Origin of the sequence: Bradyrhizobium sp. B025, from assembly GCF_042257955.1 — a bacterium.
GTDB classification, from domain to species: Bacteria; Pseudomonadota; Alphaproteobacteria; order Rhizobiales; family Xanthobacteraceae; genus Bradyrhizobium; species Bradyrhizobium diazoefficiens.
In genome coordinates, this window is sequence record NZ_CP170150.1 from 4,937,038 (window position 1) to 4,956,231 (window position 19,194).

19 protein-coding genes are annotated in these 19,194 nt (G+C 64.4%); 11 read left to right on the plus strand and 8 right to left on the minus strand.

Annotated features, from left to right (window positions below; genetic code table 11):
• The first annotated feature begins 248 nt into the window (after positions 1-248).
• Both ACE10W_RS22905 and rpmG read left to right on the plus strand, forming a co-directional pair.
• A complete protein-coding gene (locus ACE10W_RS22905) occupies positions 249-1,574 on the plus strand; it encodes an LLM class flavin-dependent oxidoreductase (RefSeq protein WP_011087876.1) in 1,326 nt (441 codons plus the stop codon).
• Positions 1,575-1,698: 124 nt separating this feature from the next.
• A complete protein-coding gene (gene rpmG, locus ACE10W_RS22910) occupies positions 1,699-1,866 on the plus strand; it encodes a 50S ribosomal protein L33 (protein WP_007603295.1) in 168 nt (55 codons plus the stop codon).
• Between the two features lie 1,119 nt (positions 1,867-2,985).
• Here rpmG and ACE10W_RS22915 read toward each other — a convergent pair.
• Entirely contained in the window at positions 2,986-5,838 is a 2,853-nt protein-coding gene (locus ACE10W_RS22915) for a winged helix-turn-helix domain-containing protein (RefSeq protein ID WP_375762004.1), read from the minus strand.
• Positions 5,839-6,061: 223 nt separating this feature from the next.
• Here ACE10W_RS22915 and ACE10W_RS22920 point away from each other — a divergent pair, with 223 nt between their 5' ends.
• Positions 6,062-7,009, plus strand: coding sequence for an AraC family transcriptional regulator (locus ACE10W_RS22920; protein WP_028171568.1), 948 nt, complete (start codon positions 6,062-6,064; stop codon positions 7,007-7,009).
• Between the two features lie 33 nt (positions 7,010-7,042).
• On the opposite strand, the gene ACE10W_RS22925 is transcribed toward ACE10W_RS22920, so the two are convergent.
• A complete protein-coding gene (locus ACE10W_RS22925) occupies positions 7,043-8,281 on the minus strand; it encodes an MFS transporter (RefSeq protein ID WP_304568192.1) in 1,239 nt (412 codons plus the stop codon).
• Between the two features lie 131 nt (positions 8,282-8,412).
• Between ACE10W_RS22925 and ACE10W_RS22930 the strand changes: the two genes are divergently transcribed.
• Positions 8,413-8,994 carry a TetR/AcrR family transcriptional regulator gene (locus tag ACE10W_RS22930; protein ID WP_038966373.1) on the plus strand — a complete coding sequence of 194 codons (582 nt, stop codon included), beginning with the start codon at positions 8,413-8,415 and terminating at the stop codon, positions 8,992-8,994.
• Between the two features lie 296 nt (positions 8,995-9,290).
• On the opposite strand, the gene ACE10W_RS22935 is transcribed toward ACE10W_RS22930, so the two are convergent.
• The gene (locus ACE10W_RS22935) at positions 9,291-10,664 is read right to left on the minus strand and encodes a PleD family two-component system response regulator (RefSeq protein ID WP_028171565.1); all 1,374 of its coding nucleotides are present in this window, start codon (positions 10,662-10,664) and stop codon (positions 9,291-9,293) included.
• A 14-nt stretch (positions 10,665-10,678) separates the two neighbouring features.
• The gene (locus ACE10W_RS22940; RefSeq protein ID WP_007603272.1) at positions 10,679-11,044 is read right to left on the minus strand and encodes a response regulator; all 366 of its coding nucleotides are present in this window, start codon (positions 11,042-11,044) and stop codon (positions 10,679-10,681) included.
• Positions 11,045-11,281: 237 nt separating this feature from the next.
• On the opposite strand from ACE10W_RS22940, the gene ACE10W_RS22945 reads away from it, so the two are divergent.
• Together ACE10W_RS22945 and ACE10W_RS22950 are read left to right on the plus strand one after the other, a co-directional pair.
• On the plus strand, positions 11,282-11,593 hold the full coding sequence (locus tag ACE10W_RS22945) for a DUF3572 domain-containing protein (protein WP_011087883.1): 312 nt from the start codon (positions 11,282-11,284) through the stop codon (positions 11,591-11,593).
• A gap of 59 nt (positions 11,594-11,652) precedes the next feature.
• The gene (locus ACE10W_RS22950) at positions 11,653-12,882 is read left to right on the plus strand and encodes a DNA polymerase IV (RefSeq protein ID WP_375762773.1); all 1,230 of its coding nucleotides are present in this window, start codon (positions 11,653-11,655) and stop codon (positions 12,880-12,882) included.
• Positions 12,883-12,898: 16 nt separating this feature from the next.
• Here ACE10W_RS22950 and ACE10W_RS22955 read toward each other — a convergent pair whose 3' ends face one another.
• Positions 12,899-13,054: a hypothetical protein gene (locus tag ACE10W_RS22955; protein WP_165448163.1), complete on the minus strand. Its 156-nt coding sequence runs from the start codon at positions 13,052-13,054 to the stop codon at positions 12,899-12,901.
• Positions 13,055-13,253: 199 nt separating this feature from the next.
• On the opposite strand from ACE10W_RS22955, the gene ACE10W_RS22960 reads away from it, so the two are divergent.
• On the plus strand, positions 13,254-13,661 hold the full coding sequence (locus ACE10W_RS22960) for an ACT domain-containing protein (protein WP_110116288.1): 408 nt from the start codon (positions 13,254-13,256) through the stop codon (positions 13,659-13,661).
• 36 nt (positions 13,662-13,697) lie between these two features.
• On the opposite strand, the gene ACE10W_RS22965 is transcribed toward ACE10W_RS22960, so the two are convergent.
• The 3 genes from ACE10W_RS22965 to ACE10W_RS22975 form a co-directional block, all read right to left on the minus strand.
• A complete protein-coding gene (locus tag ACE10W_RS22965) occupies positions 13,698-14,057 on the minus strand; it encodes an NUDIX domain-containing protein (protein WP_370204467.1) in 360 nt (119 codons plus the stop codon).
• Positions 14,058-14,108: 51 nt separating this feature from the next.
• Positions 14,109-14,510, minus strand: coding sequence for a RidA family protein (locus ACE10W_RS22970; protein ID WP_028171561.1), 402 nt, complete (start codon positions 14,508-14,510; stop codon positions 14,109-14,111).
• A gap of 294 nt (positions 14,511-14,804) precedes the next feature.
• Complete coding sequence (locus ACE10W_RS22975) at positions 14,805-15,650, minus strand: cell envelope integrity EipB family protein (protein ID WP_028171560.1); 846 nt, start codon at positions 15,648-15,650, stop codon at positions 14,805-14,807.
• A 248-nt stretch (positions 15,651-15,898) separates the two neighbouring features.
• Here ACE10W_RS22975 and ACE10W_RS22980 point away from each other — a divergent pair, with 248 nt between their 5' ends.
• The 4 genes from ACE10W_RS22980 to ACE10W_RS22995 all read left to right on the plus strand — a co-directional run bounded on the left by ACE10W_RS22980 (position 15,899) and on the right by ACE10W_RS22995 (position 19,092).
• Entirely contained in the window at positions 15,899-16,366 is a 468-nt protein-coding gene (locus ACE10W_RS22980; RefSeq protein ID WP_110116290.1) for a RidA family protein, read from the plus strand.
• A gap of 5 nt (positions 16,367-16,371) precedes the next feature.
• Positions 16,372-17,118 (plus strand): glycerophosphodiester phosphodiesterase, encoded by a 747-nt coding sequence (locus tag ACE10W_RS22985; RefSeq protein ID WP_182871893.1) that lies wholly within the window; start codon positions 16,372-16,374, stop codon positions 17,116-17,118.
• Between the two features lie 228 nt (positions 17,119-17,346).
• Positions 17,347-18,603: a GNAT family N-acetyltransferase gene (locus ACE10W_RS22990; protein WP_182871894.1), complete on the plus strand. Its 1,257-nt coding sequence runs from the start codon at positions 17,347-17,349 to the stop codon at positions 18,601-18,603.
• A gap of 60 nt (positions 18,604-18,663) precedes the next feature.
• Positions 18,664-19,092 carry an HIT family protein gene (locus ACE10W_RS22995; protein WP_182871895.1) on the plus strand — a complete coding sequence of 143 codons (429 nt, stop codon included), beginning with the start codon at positions 18,664-18,666 and terminating at the stop codon, positions 19,090-19,092.
• Positions 19,093-19,194 lie beyond the last annotated feature (102 nt).

Below are 19,194 nucleotides of genomic sequence, written 5' to 3' on the forward strand. Positions count from 1 at the left end.
GGATTGGTTCGATGGGCGCTCCTTCGTCATTCCGGGACGCGCCCCTTGGCGCGAGCCCGGAATCCATTGCGCGTCAGTCTCTGCGGCCCGATGGATTCCGGGCTCGCCGCTGACGCGGCGCCCCGGAATGACGGGATTGTGCTGAGTGGATCGCGAAATACGAAAAATTCTTCCCGCCTCCCCCAATGGCGGAGTTCCCACTCATGCCTATGTCTTCCCCCAACGACACCCAGAACGGATACGGGGCGATGGCACAACGGCAACTCAAGCTTGGCGCGTTCATGCGCCCGATCAGCATCCACACCGGCGCCTGGCGCTATCCGGGGGCCTGGCCGGACGCCAATTTCAATTTCGGCCACATCAAGACGCTGATCAGGAAGCTCGAGGCCGGCAAGTTCGACGCCTTCTTCATGGCCGATCACCTCGCCGTGCTGAACATGCCGATCAACGCGCTCAAGCGCAGCCACACCGTGACGTCGTTCGAGCCGTTCACGCTGCTGTCGGCGCTCTCGGCCGTCACCGAGCGGATCGGCCTGATCGCGACCGGCTCGACCACCTTCGACGAGCCCTATCACGTCGCGCGCCGCTTCGCCTCGCTGGACCATCTCAGCGGCGGCCGCGCGGGCTGGAACATCGTCACCACCTCGAACCCGGACGCCGCGCTGAATTTCGGGCTCGAAGATCACATGGAGCACGCCGAGCGCTACAAGCGCGCCCGCGAGTTCTACGACGTCGTCACCGGCCTGTGGGATTCCTTCGCCGACGATGCCTTCGTGCGCGATGTCGAGAGCGGGCTGTTCTTCGAGCCCTCGAAGATGCACACGCTCGACCATAACGGCAAATATCTGAAGGTGCGCGGCCCCCTCAACATCGCCCGCCCGGTGCAGGGCTGGCCGGTGATCGTGCAGGCCGGCGCCTCCGAAGACGGCAGGCAGCTTGCGGCCGAGACGGCGGAGGCCGTGTTCACCGGCGGCGGCAGCCTCGCCGACGGGCAAAAGCTCTACGCCGACATCAAGGGCCGCATGGCGAAGGTCGGCCGCGACCCTGAACATCTCAAGATCCTGCCCGGCGCCTTCGTCGTGGTCGGCGACAGCGTCGATGAAGCCAAGGAGAAGCGCGCGCTGCTCGACAGCCGCGTGCATTACGACAGCGCCATCGCCTCGCTCTCTGTCATCCTCGGCACCGATGCGTCGGGCTTCGACCCGGACGGGCCTCTGCCGGAGATCCCCGAGACCAACGCCAGCAAGAGCGGCCGCCAGCGCATGGTGGACCTCGCCGCCCGCGAAAAGCTCACCGTCCGCCAGCTCGCCCAGCGCGTCGGCGGCTATGGCGGGCTGGCCTTTGTCGGCACGCCTAAGACCATCGCCGACCAGATGGAGGAATGGCTGGTCGGGCGCGGCTCCGACGGCTTCAACATCATGTTCCCGTTCCTGCCGGCCGGCCTTGACGATTTCGTCGACAAGGTCGTCCCGGAGCTCCAACGGCGAGGGATTTTCCGCAAAGAGTATGAAGGGGCCACTTTGAGGGAGAATCTGGGCCTGCCGCGGCCGAAAAACCGGTTCTTCGAGGCGTAATGGGCCCGATTTGGGTGGTTTTCGGGGTGTAAAACCTTGACATCAGGCGGTTTCTGGCTAGGTTGCCGGCCAACGCGGGCCGTTTGGCCGGCTCCAGATTCCCTTCATTTCTGAGGTTCTGAACATGGCCAAAGCGGTCACCATCAAGGTCAAGCTCGTGTCCTCGGCCGACACCGGCTTCTACTACGTCGCCAAGAAGAATTCGCGCACCATGACCGACAAGCTGGTCAAGAAGAAGTACGACCCGGTCGCGCGCAAGCACGTCGAATTCCGCGAAGCCAAGATCAAGTAAGAAGATCAAGTAAGATCGCGGGATACGTTACGGACTTTTGACGGGGCCTCACGGCCCCGTTTTTATTTTGTCTGTCGTGTCCCGGGCGCGCGGCAACGCGCGGGCGCTGTGGCGCTGGGTCCGGAGCGCGAGACTGAAGCTGACGCGCTACTCCTTCTCCACGCCGTCATTGCGAGGAGCTCGCGACAAAATTGCGGAGCAATCCAGTCGTTCTGCAGAGGCACCCTGGATTGCCTCGCGGAGCCTGTCATCGCGCCGCGCTTTGCGCGGCCGGTGGCTCGCAATGACGGCGCGAGCATTCCGCGTTCTGCATGGCTGCCATCTCGGCCGCGGGCCACCGGCAGACATCCGCTCAACCCTCGGTTGCCCGATCCGGAATGTATGTTACCGTGCACTTACCGGAACGGCATTTCCGTCCCGGATTTGGGAAGGACATGGTCATGAGATTGTCATCAAGCCTTGTCGTGCCTTCAACTGTCGCTGTCTTGTCAACCGTCCTGGTGTGCGGTCCCGCCGCGTCGCAGATCCCGACCGGCTCCGCCGCCACACTTCCCCCCGTCACGGTCGATGCACCGAAGCAATTGACGAAGCCACCGGCGCCGCAGCGGGCGGCAAACACCGGGGCATCATCGCGCCGGACTGCGTCAACCGTTCAAACGTCATCGTCAACCGCACGGACGCCTTCGTATGCACCGGGTTCAGTGATGGGGAGGATTGCCAGCCTGGAGAAAGTCGCCAGCAGCTGCAACGGGGGCTGTGCATCAAGTTTCCCACACGGCAAGGAGCCCTGGATTGGCTGTAGCGAGTCGGGCGGCAACATAGATTATGGACCTTTCTCGCCAACGTGCCGAGACACCATCACCCATACGTCCTACGAGAATTGCGTCGAGACGAAGGTGTTCCTGGGCGAGAATCGAAACAGAGCCCACTGGTTCTGCAGCAGCCTGGCCGCCGGCAACAGGTTTAAGGTCGCAGAACTCAAGCGGTCGGGGCGTCCGCGCTAGTCCCGTCCGCTTGAACTCAGCCCCGGATGTCGGCCCGCGCTTGCCGCGGGTCGCCACGTTGAAGCCGTCCGATTCCAACGTTGGCGCCAGCAGTCGGCGCCAACGGCCGTCTCCATCACGAGTTCGTCCTGCCGACCAGGGACGCCAACAGGCGGCCGGCAGCTGCCAGATCTGCCGTCTCCAGGCCTTCCGTGAATTGCTCGAACACGGGCCTTAACAGCCCGCAGGCATCGTCAGGTTGCCCTCGACCCGCCAACAGCGCAGCCAGATCGATTGCGGTGCGTAACTCCCAGGCGGGCGCGCCTTGGCGACGGCTCAATTCGAGCGACTGCTTGAACCAGCGTTCCGCATCGTCAACCCGGGTCGGCATAGCCAGGACGGCGCATCCCCTGACACGCAACGCTTCTGGCATGAAGAAGAGATCTCCATTCTCCTCGGCCCGGCTGATCGTGTCGTCGACCAATCTTATGGCTTCGCCGACCTGTTCGATTGCGAGGAGCCCTTGCGCCAGGAGAATGTTGAACTCCGTGTTGCGCACCTCGTAGTGCATCGCGTGGCAGTGCTTCAGGCAACCGCGAAGTGTGTCGACGCCGCCCCTTGCATCGCCACGACGGATCGCGAGGATGCCTTTGTACCCGTAGCCAACATGAAGATAGGGGCCCAGGGAATGGGACCGGGCATGCGCCACCAGGCGGTCAGCATGTGCTTCGGCGCTTGCGAGATCGCCGTTCCAGACGAATACGTCCGGAGCCCAGGCAAGAGCGACAGCAAGCGATGCGGGATTGGTGCTGGATTCCGCGTCTTTGATTGTCTCGCGCGCGCGGACCGCGGCCTTGGTGGGATGCCCCTGCACCCATAGGCCCCGCGCAAGGCCGAGGCCAACCAGGATACGGTCATCGAACCCAAGATAGGCCCGCTGGGCGTGCGACCAATGCTGGAGCGCAGCCTCGAGCTCCGACCGGGCGCTGCCGTGCTCACCGATGAAGTGGAGCGCCCTGCCCACGGCCGATTGGGCCAGGGCCATCGCGTGAGGGTCCTCGGCGGCCCCGGCAACCGTCCGCGCGCGCCTTGCATGATCCAGCGCAGTCTTGAATTCGCCGTCGCGCGTGCAGAACATCGACAGCGTGCCGAGAATTCCAACTTGGCTGAGCACGTTGCCGCCTGCCTCCGCAATCGCGAGGCTTCGGTCCAACGCCGCACGCGCTGCGTCGCTCGGCCCGTTCATGTGCATTGACGCAACCCCGAGGTTTGCCTGGAGCTGCATCTCCTCCGGTTCGCCGCGGGTCCTGCCTTCCAGCGCGACGATTGCGTGCTGCGACCAGCGATAGCATTCGGACAACAGCGACATCGCCAAAAGGACAGGCGCTGCGGCTGCCGCCAGCTTGATCCCGATTTCGGGATCGCCGCCCTCGCCAAAACACCATTCCAACGCCGCCCGGACATTGTTGAGGTCGGCAAGGTGCGCCTCCCTTTCAGCGCCGCTCGACAACGCTGCCCATTCCCTTCCCGCCTGCTCCGACCAGCGCCGAAAGTAGTTTGCGTGGCGCACGGCCAGATCGGCAGCCTCCGGATCGGTGATTTCCGTCCCGAGAATGTAAGTGCGCGTCGTATCAAGCAGCCGATAGCGCATCATGGCTCCGATCGGGCGGGTCGTAACCATCGACTTGGCAATGAGGCTGTCGATCGCGCCAAGGACGGCGGTCTGGTCGACGTTGACGCTTGTGACCACCGCGAGCATTGCGTCCAGCGTGAAATGTCCGACGAACACGGCCAGCCGGCGAAGTACCAGCCGCTCGACGCCGGAAAGCAACCGGTAGCTCCAGTCCAATGTTGCCTGCAAAGTCTTATGACGCGGCGGCGCGGTGCGCGAACCCAGCCACAACAAGGTCAAGCGCTGGTCGAGCAGTGCCGCCGTATCGCGCAATCCATAGGCCTCGACGCGCCTTGCTGCCAGCTCTATGGCCAATGCCACGCCGTCCAGCTTCCGGCAGATACCGACCACGATTGGCGCGTCTGCATCGTCGAGATCCAACCGGGCGCCGCTCGCCGCTGCGCGTTCGACGAACAGCTGCGTGGCTGGGAACGATCGCGCAATTGCCGCCGTTGGCATCGCGTCGTCTGGCGGGCATGCCAACGGCTCCAGTCGATAGATCTGCTCCCCATCAACCTGTAGCGCTTCTCTGCTGGTCGCGAGTATGTGGACTTGCGGGGTCTCTCTGAAGACGCACGACGCGAAGGTCGCTACCGACTCGATCAGATGTTCGCAGGTGTCGAGGATCAACAGGACCCGCTTGTCCCGAAGATAGGCGATCAGGTTCGGCGTAGCGTCGTCCGATCGCACCGATAGTCCCAGCATGGATGCGACGGTACTCGTCACCAGCCGTGAATCGCTCAACATGCTCAGATCGACAAACAGCACCGCGCCGCCGAATGCCTCAATCAGATGGTGCCCGAGCGCGGTCGCGAGCGTGGTCTTGCCGACGCCTCCGAGGCCGACCACCGTGACGAAGCGCGCCACTTCCAGTTGGGCGGCGACCCTTTGCAGATCATCTTCCCGGTCGATCAATCCTGCGGGACGGACGGGCAGGTTTGCGTTTCGAAAGCTCTCAGCGGCAGCTGATGCCGCCTCGGGCTCCCCGAGCGACCGTGAGACTGGCGCTACGAAGCAGTAGCCTCGACCGGCCACGGTCGTTATGTATCGCGCGCCGTCTTTTCCGTCGCCGAGCATCTTGCGCAGGCTGGCCATTTGACCGCGCAGGCTGCCCTCTTCGACCGTGACGTTGGGCCAGACCAGCGACAGAAGGTCTTTCTTGCTGATGACTTCGTTCGGCGTGGAGACAAGAGCGGTCAAAATTTCGTAGGCGCGTGCGCCCAAGTCGACGGGAACTCCGTCTTTGGTGAGCAACCGTTCGCTTGCAGTCAGGCGAAACGGCCCGAACGACAGGACTTCCTTGCCGTGCGTCGTCATTGGAACCGTCGCATTGTGCCCATGCTCCGGACCACATTTTAGGCCAAGGTCCCGCGTCAGGCCAACGGTCGGGAAATTGCCGTGCAGTCCTCACACTACCAAGGGCGAAGGACTGACGCCTCCTAACAACATTTCACAACGCATGACGGGCCATTCGCGACGGCCGGGCTTAGCTTGTTCGCCATCGGAAAGGACGGCGCACGACAATGTCGAGCACAAGCCCATGAACAAGACCATCTTGCACGATCCCTTGGCGGCTCTGTTCTCGCCGGCGGCGCACCCGAGGGACGTTCCGGTTCCCGAGCTCCGCCCGGCCGATGTGGAGATGGCGCGGGTGCTCAAGACCGCGCCAATTCGTATGGCCTCCGATCCGTTGGGCGGCGCCATCGCCCATTGGAAACATGGCGCCCTGCATGACGTCGTTGAACCCATGGCCAATCATGTCGTCATGACTTACCCGTGCGGCGTGCAGCGACTTGAGCGGCGCGCCGGCAAGTCGGTCGCGATCGGAACGGCCCGTTCCGGCGTGGTGACGATCATCCCGGCGGGCTCAAGCGCCCGATGGGACATTGCCGGGGACATCAATGTCGTTCAGCTCTACCTCCCCCACACGACGCTCGATCGTGTCGCCCGGGAAGCCCGCGCGGCTGCACCTGGCGACCTCATGGAGCGAACGGGGCATCCCGATCCCATCACATCCCGCCTGCTGCTGAGTGCAGCGGATGCACTGGACGGCAATGCGGCCCTGGATGCCTTGTTCAGACATCAACTGACAGATCTCCTGGCCACCCGCATCTTGGCCGCGCACGTCGGTTCGCCTACCGCGATCCAGGCACTGATCGGCGGGCTGTCGCCAACAGCCCTCCGCCGCGCGATCGATCGCCTGCGCTCGGAGAGCGATTCCGATGTCTCTCTCGCGATGCTTGCTTCGGATGCCGGCCTGTCACGCTTCCATTTCTGTCGTGCCTTCAAGGAAAGCACAGGGCTCTCGCCGCATGCCTGGCTCCGCCAGTACCGACTCGAGCAAGCCATGAACATGCTGCGCGATACTGACGATTCGGTCGTCTCGATCGCAGCGGCGCTCGGGTACGCCTCCCAAACCGCCTTTGCCGCGGCGTTCAGAAAGCTCGCCGGCGTGACACCGAGCGACTGGCGGCGACGTCTCCGTTAAGCAGCAATCGCCCTGACGCTCACGACTCCCTGGCTAGGCCGTCCGCAACACCGGCGCTGGCGGCTGCGACGGCCGGATCAGCGCGAATGCGACCTGCACGATGCCGCCGGCCAGCCCCAACGCGACGCCGATGCGCCAGGCCATGGTGTAGGAGCCGAGCGCGTCGTAGAGCACCCCTCCGCCGTAGGCGCCGAGGAAGCTGCCGATCTGGTGGCTCATGAAGGCGAGGCCCTGGATCATCGCCTGCCAGCGCAGGCCGAACATCTCGGCGACCGCGCCTGCCACCAGCGGCCCTACACCCATCCACAGGAAGCCCATGATGGCGCCGAACAGCAGCGTCGAGAACGACGTCGCCGGCAGCATGAAGTACCAGGCGAGCGCCAGCGAGCGCAGGATGTAGATGCCCCCTAACAGCGCGAGCTTATTCCAGCGCTGGCCGGCCCAGCCGAAGAACAGCGAGCCCAGCACGTTGAAGCCGCCGATCATGCCGAGCGTCTGCGCGCTCAGCATCGGATCGAGGCCGCAGATCGCGAGGTAGGACGGCAGGTGCGTCGTGAGAAACACGAGCTGCATGCCGCAGACGAGATAGGCGCAGGTCATCACCGCGAAGGAGGCGTTGCCGAACGCGGCCGTCGCCACCGATGCGGCCGTGGCGTCGCCGATATCGTCGGCGGCCGGCTTCGGCAGCGGGACCTTGTCGACACGCCCCGCATACCAGGCCGCAGGGATCATCAGCACCGACATGATGACGAAGCCGGCGAGCCCGATGCGCCAGCCAAAGCCTTCGTTGAGCAACTGCCCGATCGGCGCGGACAGCAGCGCGCCGAGCGAGCCCGCGCCGGAGACGATGCCGAGCACGGTGGACCGGACGGTCTCGGGCACAGCGCGCGCGGCCACCGACATCGCGATCGCCGCCGCGGTGCAGGCGAGCGAGGTGCCGATCAGCACGCCGGCGCCGATCATGATGCTGACGAGCCCGCCCGCGGTCGCCATCAGAATGAGGCCTGCGATGTACATCAGCGAGCCGACGATCATGATCGGGCGGAAGCCGTAGCGCACCGTCATCGCGCCGGCGAGCGGCTGGAGAAAGCCCCAGGCGAGGTTCTGCACGGCGAGCGCCAGCGTGAAATCCGAGATCGAAATGTGGATGTCGTGAGTCAGCGGCTGCATGAAGATGCCGAGGCTCTGCCGCAACCCCATGCTCAGAGTCAGCATGATCGAGGCGCCGATCAGGATGGGCAATGTCGGCCGCAGGACCTGCAACAGGGGCATGTTTCTTCTCCCTCGCGGGCGCGGCGCGAGCGCCAACGTCTGCAATATCAGTTGATTTTGGTTACACAGACCTGTGTACTTAGGCTATGAAAAGGTGCACGCTGTCAAGCGAACAGGACGCGCGCTGCTGCATGGCTCCCCCGACGACCCCACAGACGATGAAGGAGCGGATCCTCGAGACCGCCGACAAGCTGTTCTATCTGCAAGGCATTCGCGCCATCGGCGTCGACACCATCGCGGCCGAGATCGGCATCTCCAAGCGCACGCTGTACAACCACTTCCCCTCCAAGGACGCGCTGATCGCGGCTTACCTCGAGCGCCGTTTCGTAGCTCCGCGCCCCTCCGACAAGCCGCCGGCCGAGCAGATCCTCGCCACCTTCGATTCGCTGGAGCGCCGTTTTGCGGCGAAGGATTTTCGCGGCTGCCCGTTCGTGAATGCGGTGGCCGAGCTCGGCCCAAAGGACCGCGCGGTGAGGAAGATCGCGGTCGCCTTCAAGGAAAGCCGCCGCGTCTGGTTTCGCGAGCGGCTCAACGAGCTCGGCGTTGCGAATGCGGACGCGCTGGCAACGCAGCTCGTGCTGCTGGTCGACGGCTCGATCGCCCAGGACCTCGTCCGCGACGACCCCGCGATGGCGCGCGCCGCGAAGGAAGCGGCGAAGGTGCTGCTGCGGAATGCGGGGGTGGATGTGGGGGAGCGCAAGCGCGCGAAATAGCCGCTGTCCCCGTATCGTCAGGTGTCATCACCCGCGAAGGCGGGTGATCCAGTATTCCAGAGGCGGTTGTGATTGAACCGAGAGGCCGCGGCGTACTGGATTCCCCGCTTTCGCGGGGAATGACAGCGAAGTTTGCAGGGGCGTCGCGATCCTACCAACATACCCCTGTTTTGCCCGACGGGTCAAATGGCGCCGCTGCCGGCGCAAGCCTGTTTGCTACCCGCGTAAGCCCTTGATCCGACCAGCGCCGGCTACTGTGCATGGGGTTGTTTTCACAACTTTTGTGCGAGCCGCCCTCACGCCGCCTGCGAGACCACGCGATTGCGGCCGTCGTGCTTGGCGCGATACAGCGCAGTGTCGGCGCGCTTGAGGACGTCGGCGACCGCCTCGCCCTTCTGCTCCAGCGTTGTGAGGCCGATCGAGATCGTGACCTCGATGCGCTTGGTGCCCTTGTGGATCGCGAACGGCTCGCCCGCGATCGAGCGGCGCAGGCGCTCGGCGACCATGCCGGCGACGTGGAGATCGGTCTCCGGCATCACGATGACGAACTCCTCGCCGCCATAGCGGCAGGCCAGGTCAATGCCGCGGATCGACTTGCGCACGCGCACCGCGAATTCGCGAAGCACGTCGTCGCCGGCATCGTGGCCGTAATTGTCGTTGATCGACTTGAAATAGTCGATGTCCAGGATCATCAGCGCGAGCGGCTTGCCGCGGGTCGCCGCCTGCTCGGCCAACGTCGCCAGATGGCTCTCCATGTAGCGGCGATTGTGCAGGCCGGTGAGCGCGTCGGTGATCGCCATCTCGATCGAGTTCTGCACGTTGTCGCGCAGATGATCGGTGTAGCGGCGGCGACGGATCTGGGTGCGGGCGCGCGCCAGCAGCTCGGTCTTGTCGATCGGTCGCAGCAAATAGTCGTTGACGCCGATCTCGAGGCCGCGGAGCAGCCGCGTCGAGTTCTCGGGGTCCGCGATCGCCAGGATCGGCACATGGCGCGTGCGCTCCAGCGAGCGCGCCTGGCTGCAGAGCCTGAGGCCATCGAAATTGTTGAGGTCGAGCGAGACGATCAGTAGGTCGTAATTGCCCTCGGCGGCGTGGAACAGCGCTTCGGTCGGGTTCGGCTCGACATCGACGGTGTGCTCGGCGGCGAGCAGGCTCGCCAGCCGCTCATAGGAGGACTGGCGGTCGTCGACCAGGAGGATGCGGCCGCCCTTGCCGGTGTCGGCGACCGCAGTGCGCTCCGGCGCCTGCATGCCGATCTCGAGCGAGGTGATGGCGCGCATGCGCAGCTCGTCGGTCATCATCTTCAGCCGCGTCAGCGAGCGCACGCGTGCGATCAGCACGACGTCGGAGACGGGTTTGGTCAGGAAATCGTCGGCGCCCGCTTCCAGCCCGCGGTTGCGGTCGGACGGGCTGTCGAGCGCCGTCACCATCACGACGGGGATGTGGTGCGTCGCCGGATCGGTCTTCAGACGGCGGCAGACCTCGAAGCCGTCCATGTCGGGCATCATCACGTCGAGCAGGATGATGTCGCATTCGGCGCGGCGGGAGATCGCCAGCGCCTCGGTGCCGTTCGAGGCGGTCATCACGTCGAAATATTCGGCGGAAAGCCGGGCCTCGAGGAGTTTGACGTTGGCAGGAACGTCATCGACAACCAGGATACGCGCGGACACTTTGAACTCACTTCCTATCCGATAAAACGCCGGACCGTCTCAATGAACTTGCCGACCGAGATCGGCTTGGACAAATAGGCTTCGCAGCCGCCCTCGCGGATGCGCTCTTCGTCGCCCTTCATCGCGAAGGCCGTGACCGCGACGACGGGAATGGAGCGCAACTCCGGATCGTCCTTGATCCAGCGCGTCACCTCCAGGCCCGAGACCTGCGGCAATTGGATATCCATCAGCACGAGGTCGGGCCGCATCTTCCGAACGAGATCCAGCGCCTCGTAGCCGTTGCTGGTGCCCGTGGTCTGGTAACCGTGCGCCTCCAACAGGTCGCGGAAGAGCTTCATGTTGAGCTCGTTGTCTTCCACGATCAGGACGGTCTTAGCCATCCCGTCCTCCTGATTGGCACGAAGCCCGATACATGTGACGCCTCAGGCGCCGCTCCCCGGCGCTTCGAAAACTGGATTCAAACTAGCCTCAGATTCGCTCTAGTTTCGTTAAACCCGAGGGGCCACTTTCTGCGATGTGGTTTCCAGTTGCTTGTCGGGCGTCGCAAGACTCAGGCGCGAGACTCGGGCATATTCCAAAGTAGACACTGAAAGTTAACGGAAAGGCAAACTGGGCCCTTGAAAAAGCCTGTTCACAACCCCCGCGAAGTCGCTGAAATCGTTGCGATTCAGGCATTGTCCTTTGTCGCGGGCGAGCCCGAGCGGCTGGGCCTGTTCCTGGCCGAGACAGGTGTCGGCCCGGAGACCCTTCGGAACGCCGCCTCGGACCCCAATTTCCTCCTCAGCGTACTCGATTTCGTGCTGCGCGATGACGCGACCGTGAAGGCCTTTGCCACGGCCTCGGAGCTGCATCCGACCAACGTTGCCGCGGCGCGGCAGGTGCTGGGCGACGCGCTCGGCGACCGGACCTGGGAGCGCGACGTGCCGTGACCGTCTCCGACCCGGCCGGGCCCCGCTGCTTCTGCCGGGATTGCCTGGTCGATCTGGATATGGGCGTGCGGCGCTGCTCGGCTTGCGGTTCCCCTCGCCTCGTCCGCCACTGCTTGCTCTCGAGCCTGACCATCGCCCATATCGACTGCGACGCCTTCTATGCGACAGTCGAGAAGCGCGACAATCCTGACATCGCCGACAAGCCCGTCATCATAGGCGGGGGCAAGCGCGGCGTGGTGTCGGCCGCCTGCTACATCGCGCGCACCTATGGCGTGCGCTCGGCGATGCCGATGTTCAAGGCGCTGGAGGCCTGCCCGCACGCGACCGTGATCCGCCCCGACATGGCGAAATACGTCCGCGTCGGCCGCGAGGTACGCCAGGCCATGCAGGCGCTGACGCCGCTGGTCGAGCCGCTCTCGATCGACGAGGCCTTCCTCGATCTCTCCGGCACCGAGCGGGTCCACGGCATGATCCCGGCCAAGGTGCTGGCGCGGTTTGCCCGCAACGTCGAACGCGACATCGGCATCAGCGTCTCGGTCGGCCTCTCCTGCAACAAGTTCCTGGCCAAGATCGCCTCCGACCTCGACAAGCCGCGCGGCTTTGCCGCACTCGATCAGGAGGAAGCGCGTTTGATGCTGGCTTCGAGGCCGGTCGGCTTCATCTTCGGCGTCGGTCCTGCGACGCAGGAACGCCTGGTGCAGCGCGGCTTCCGCATCATCGCCGATCTTCAGAAAGCCGACGAGATCGAGATGATGCGGCAATTTCCGAGCGACGGCCGTCGGCTGTGGCGGCTTGCCCGCGGCATCGACGACCGCCGCGTCGAGCCCGATCGGGGCGCCAAGACGATTTCCAGCGAAACCACCTTCGAGACCGACATCCGCGATTTCGCGACGCTGGAGAAGATTCTCTGGCGCCTCTGCGAGAAGACGTCGTCGCGGCTGAAGAGCAGCGAGCTTGCCGGCTCGACCGTCACGCTGAAGCTGAAGACCGCCGACTTCCGCCAGCGCACGCGCTCGCAGTCGATCGCAGCGCCAACGCAGCTCGCCGCAAAGATCTTTTCGATCTGCCGCGAGATGCTGGCCAAGGAAATCGACGGCACCGCCTTCCGCCTGATGGGCGCCGGCGTCAGCGCGCTGCGCGAAGGCTCGCCCGCCGACGACACCGACATGCTCGACCGCCGCGCCGCCCACGCCGAGCGCGCGGTGGACAGTCTGCGCAAGAAGTTCGGCAACTCCGCCGTCATTCGTGGCATCGCGTATGATGGTCCCGAAACAGGACAGCAGGAGTGATCTAGTCCTGCTCAATTCAGTCGCGTTCGAAGATCCGCGCACCCGGATAGACACGCCGGGCATACTGAACGACCAACTGCCGATCCTGAGTCTCCAGGAACGGAGTTCGGATCTGACAAGACCCGACGACGAGGTGCCACAGGCCGTTGAGCTTTCGAATGATGACGTTCATTTGAGCTTCCTCGCAGTGACCCGAGTGGACTCAAATTGTAAGAATCTCCCGCCGTCGCTCAATTGTACCAGCGTAAGGTCAGCGTATGAGAAGGATTGCAAGAGATATACAAAGGTATGTTGACCGTGACTCCAACGGCTTCCGGCGCCGATAGCTTCGCAAGGGCTCAAACGATCCCGCCCGCCCAGGAGCTGGCACCGTGACAGGCGAACGCGACCTCAGCGTGCTGTTGAAAAACATGAAGCCGGAGATGCAGCCCGGCGCCTTCGTGTTTTGCACGATCCCGCCCAACGAGCCCATTCCCGCAGCGGTCAACCCACTGCTGACGTTCCGCGAGCAGGAAGGAACGACGCTGGTGATCCCACGCGAAGAAGCCGAGGCATCAGGCTTACGCTACGCGTTTGCATCGCGCCCGATCACCCTGACGGTTCACTCCGCACTCGATGCGGTGGGCTTTCTGGCGGCTATCACGGCGCGACTGGCCGAAGCCGGCATCAGCGTGAATGCCGTTTCGGCCTTCCACCACGACCATCTCTTTGTGGCTGTCGACCAGGCCGATGAGGCGATGGCCGTTCTGCGGGAGATGTCCAAAGCGAAGCACTCGTAGCCCGGGTGGAGCGAAGCGCAATCCGGGCTACGGGATTCACGAACACAGCGGAAGTAGGTTGTCCCGCGTCAAAGGCGCGAGTTTGACAGCTCCGGGCGTGGACGGATCGAGCCAGAGAATCTCCTCGATCTCGGCTCCCGGAGCGACCGGATGCGCAATGTCGATGCGGAATACTTCCGCATCGACCTGCCGGCCCGGCTCATTCGCGGCAGGCGCAGTGTATCGCCCGACATAGGTCATCTCGCTCGGATCGATATCGATCCCGAGCTCCTCCGACAATTCGCGCCTCAGCGCGTCCTGCGGATGCTCGCCGATCTCGATCTTTCCTCCGGGCTGCATGAAGCTTTCGGTAGCCTTCTTCCTGACCAGCAGGACGCGCCCATCGCTCCTGCTCATCAAGGCAGCAGCGATCCGAATGGAATTCTGCAAAGTCATTCCGTCCGCACCTCAATCCGCGACCGCCACCGCCTCGATCTCGATCAGCCATTCCGGCGCGGCGAGCGCGGAGACACCGACGAGGGTGGAGGCCGGCGGCTCCATGCCTTCGAAGAAGGCGGAGCGGGCCTTGCCGATGATCGGGCGCAGTTCCGGCTTGTAGTTCACCACGAAGGTCGTGATCTTGACGATGTTGGCGTAGCTCGCGCCGGCAGCTTTCAGCGCCAGGCCGAGATTCTGCATCACCTGCGTCGTCTGCGCGGCGATATCGCCCTCGCCGACGATCCGCCCCTCCTCGTCGGTCGAGACCTGGCCCGAGATGTAGATCGTCCGCGCGCCCGTGGCGGTGACGACGTGGGAATAGGCCGGATTGTGGTGCAGGCCGCTGGGGCGGAGATGGTCGAGCTTGGGCATGGAGCTGGCTCCCGGAGGTTTGTGGTTGGGAGAGAGCGTAGCGGGAGAGGGAGCTGAGGGCCAGCCCGTCATTGCGAGGAGCTCTTGCGACGAAGCAATCCAGAATCGTTCCTCGGAGAGATTCTGGATTGCTTCGCTGCGCTCGCAATGACGACACGGAGTGAGAGCCGACAAACAACTCTCGCCGTCCTTCCGGGGCGGTCCGCAGGACCGAACCCGGAATCTCGAGATTCTCAGGTGCGCAATTGCGCACCATAGTTCTCGCTTCGCGAGCCCCGGAATGACGATCGACGTTCAATTACAGGGCTTGCTGTCCTTGACGTCGAACTTGCCCATCGCGCCCGAGATGACGAAATCATTGTAATCGAGCACGAGCTGGCGCGAGACGCCGTTCTCATAGAGCTCGAATGCCATTGCATAGATCGGCGTCTGCTCGCCTTCCTTCTGCTGGGCGTCGCGGTCGAAATAGCTGACGGTGACGGGCCAGCGCTTGAGCGATTTCATGTGCTCGTCCGTGGTGGACGGATCGGTCGAGGAGGCACGGTCGGCGGGGATCGGCTGGCCGATCACGGTCAGCGTGTTGTAGACCTTCTGGCCGTCGTCGGAGCCGTCATAGACGGACAGCTCGAGCAGCGACTTGCCGTCCTTGGCGGCGGCGATGATGCGCTGGATCTGCTCGGTCGGGAACACGATCTTGCCGTCGAGCGTAAAGCTCTTCGGCGCCGGCAGCTTCAGCTTGACGTTGATGTGGTCGCCGTCGCGCTCTGCCGATCCGTCGACCCGTCCGGCGTCGGCCTCGTTCATCCGCGTCTCGATCTTGAAACGGTAGCTTTTTCCCGCGGCGTCCTCCCAGGAGTTGGAGCGGAGGTCGCTGAGCGTGATCTTGCCCTCGCCGCTGTCGAGCTCGGAGACCTGGCGGAATTCGGAGGTGTAGCCCTCGCAGGAGCTTCCGGTGAAATTGTAGAGGATGCGGCCGCGCGCGCTGTTGACCGAATTGGAACGCGATTTGACGAGGCTGAGGTCATAGAGCGCCTGATGCGCGAGGAACGGACCGTTGGCGGCCAGCGCCCCGCCGCCGGGGCCACAAGCGGCCGCCGCGAGCGCCATCACACCGAGCGAAGTCCGGAAAAGGTGCATCATGTCTGTTCCTTGAAGATGCGTCCTTGGGAAGCGCAGATTCGACATTTTAATGACCGTTCCATTGCGTCGCAACTGAGGCCGTTTCACGTAAAGTTGCGGCCCTCGCCCTGAACCTCCTGCCCTGCCTCAACAAAACGCAGCCCGCCGGGGTTGCTTGCATGTGGCGGCACGATGGGCGAAACAGGGCGCGCCCGGGCCGCCGATGGGACGCGCCCGGGGTGGATGATTTTTGGACAACGAGGTCGAAGATGGCGGGCACGGTCGAGCAGAAACTGGCGGAACAGGGCATCAAGCTGCACGAGGCGCCCACCCCCGTGGCCAACTACGTGCCGTTCGTGCGCACCGGCAATCTGCTGTTCGTCTCCGGCCAAGTCTGCTTCGATCCCGCGGGCAAGCTGATCGCCAAGGGGAAGCTGGGTGCCGGCGTCTCGATCGAAGAAGGTGCCGCGGCCGCGCGCGGCTGCGCCGTCAACCTGCTGGCCCAGGTCAAGGCGGCCCTCGGCGACCTCGACAAGGTCGTGCGCGTGGTACGCCTCGGCGGCTTCATCAACTCGGCGCCGGACTTCCTGGACGGGCCGAAGGTGCTCAACGGAGCCTCCGACCTGATGGTTGCCACCTTCGGTGACAAGGGCCGCCATGCCCGCACCACCGTCGGCGTCGCCTCACTCCCCGCGGATGCGGCTGTGGAGGTCGAGGGTGTGTTCGAGGTCACCTGACCCGAATGCGCGCCCCTGATTGGCTGACAGCCCGGCCGGTCGCCCATCGCGGCCTGCACGACATTTCCCGCGGAATCGTCGAGAACATGCCGGGCGCGGTCCAGGCTGCGATCGCAGGCAATTTCTCGATCGAGGTCGACATCCAGCTCTCGGCCGACGGCGAGGCCATGGTCCATCACGACCATGCGCTCGGCCGCCTCACCGAGGCCACCGGCGAGGTGATCGAGAGGACCGCGGCGGAGCTGAGGGCGATCAGGTTCAAGGACACGGACGAGCGGATGATGTCGCTGTCCGACCTCTGCGCCATGGTTGGCGGCCGGGTGCCGCTGGTGATTGAGGTGAAGAGCCATTTTGGCGGCGACCGCAAGCTGGTGAAGCGGATGGCCGAGGTGCTGGCGTCCTATCAGGGCCCCGCGGTCGGCATGTCCTTCGATCCCGACCAGGTGCTGGCGCTGCGCGAGCTGCTGCCCTCCCGCCCGCGCGGCATCGTCGCGCAGCGGAGCTATGGGGACGAGTACTGGGCCAAGCTGACCGAGGCGCAGCGCGACAGCATGCTGTACCTGCGCCACGGCTTCCAGACCCAGCCGCATTTCGTCGCCTTCAAGGTCGACCACCTCCCGGCACCCGCCCCCTGGATCGCCCGCAATGTGTTCGGCTGCGCCCTGCTCGGCTGGACCGTGCGGACGCCGGAGCAGCGGACGCGAGTCGGACAATACGCGGACCAGATGATCTTCGAGGGGTTCGTGCCGTAGCCCTAGGGTCGTCCTGGCGAAAGCCAGGACCCATTACCCCAGGGAGGAGTCGTGGCCCGAAGCTGCAACTCCGAGTCATCGCCAAACCAAATTCTGTGGGTATGGGACCTGGCTATCGCCAGGACGACTCGGGATAGATCTTTGCACAATCGCTGATACCGCGTTTGCATCTACACCTCAGCTCCCGCCCTCTTGAAGTCGCTGCTGCAATGCACGATCTTGGGCACGATGGCATCAACCGAAATCACGCTCGAGGCCGTACCGTCCATTGGCGAAGTGTCGCCCGAAGATTGGGACGCCTGCGCAAATCCCGGCAAGGCTCTTATCGAAAAGGCTTGCAACGGGCATGGCAAGGGATCCTCATCCGGGCTTCCAGGCGATTCGGCCGGTCTCTTAAAGCCTGCCTATAACCCGTTCGTCTCGCACGCGTTTCTCTCCGCCGTCGAGAAATCGGGTTCGGCCACGATCCGCACCGGATGGGGACCCCGGCATCTGGTCGCCAAGATCGACGGCCGCGTTGTCGGCGTCGTGCCCTGCTATCTGAAATCGCATTCGCAGGGCGAATACGTCTTCGACCGCGGCTGGGCTGACGCCTACGAGCGGGCCGGCGGGCGCTACTATCCCAAGCTCCAGGTCTCGGTTCCCTTCACCCCGGCGACCGGGCCGCGGCTGTTGGTCCGCGACGGTGTCGACCGCGAGCGCATCATGGAGGCATTGGCGAGCGGGCTGGTGGCGCTGTGCGGGGTCAGCAAGGCTTCCTCGGTGCACGTCACCTTCGCGCGGGAGGCGGAGTGGAAGCTGCTCGCCGGGCACGGCTTCCTCCAGCGTACCGACCAGCAGTTCCACTGGCACAACGAGGGTTTTGCGAGCTTCGACGACTTCCTCGCCACCCTGAACTCGCGCCACCGCAAATCGATTAAGCGCGAACGCCGCGACGCGCTCGCGTCCGGCATCACCATCCACTGGCTCACTGGAAAAGACATCACCGAGGAGGCCTGGGACGCCTTCTTCGAATTCTACATGGAGACCGGCTCGCGCAAATGGGGCCGTCCGTATCTGACGCGCGAGTTCTTCTCGCTGATCGGCGAGACCATGAGCGAGGACGTGCTGCTGGTGATGGCGCGCCGCAATGGCCGCTGGATCGCGGGCGCGATCAATTTCATCGGCTCGGACACGCTGTTCGGCCGCAACTGGGGCGCGGTCGAGCACCATCCGTTCCTGCATTTCGAGGTCTGCTACTATCAGGCGATCGATTTCGCGATCACGCGCGGCCTCACACACGTCGAGGCCGGCGCGCAAGGCGAGCACAAGATCGCGCGCGGCTACCTGCCGAAGACGACCCATTCCGCCCACTTCATTGCCGATCCGGGCCTGCGCCGCGCCATCGACGATTACCTCAAGCGCGAGCGCGCCTATGTCGCCGAGGCCGGACGGGAACTGGCCGAGCTCGGCCCGTTCCGGAAAGGCGCCGACGAGGCGCCTTGACGGTTCGATGCGGCTGGTGACAGTAAGCGCAAAATTCCGAGGAGCCGCCGAGGAGCTGCAATGACCGCCTACGACACCAACAACATCTTCGCAAAGATCCTGCGCGGCGAGTTTCCCTGCCACAAGGTCTATGAGGACGAGCACGTCTTCGCCTTCCTCGACATCATGCCGCGGGTGCCGGGCCATACGCTGGTGATCCCGAAGGCCCCTGCCCGCAACATCCTCGACATCAAGCCCGACGACTACTCCCATGTCGCTCGCGGCGCGCACAGGATCGCCGCCGCGGCGATGAAGGCGTTCAAGGCCGACGGCATCACCGTGCAACAGTTCAACGAGCCGGCCGGCGGACAGGTGGTGTTTCACCTGCACATGCACGTCTTGCCGCGCCACGACGGGGTGGCGATGCTGCCGCCCGCGAGCCGCAAGGAAGACGTCAAGGTGCTGGAAGAGAACGCGACCAAGCTGATCGCGGCGCTGAAGGCGGGCTGACTTTCTCCACATCGTCATTCCGGGGCGCGCCTCTTGGCGCGAGCCCGGAATCCATTTCACGACGATCTCTGCGGCCCGATGGATTCCGGGCTCGACGCTTCG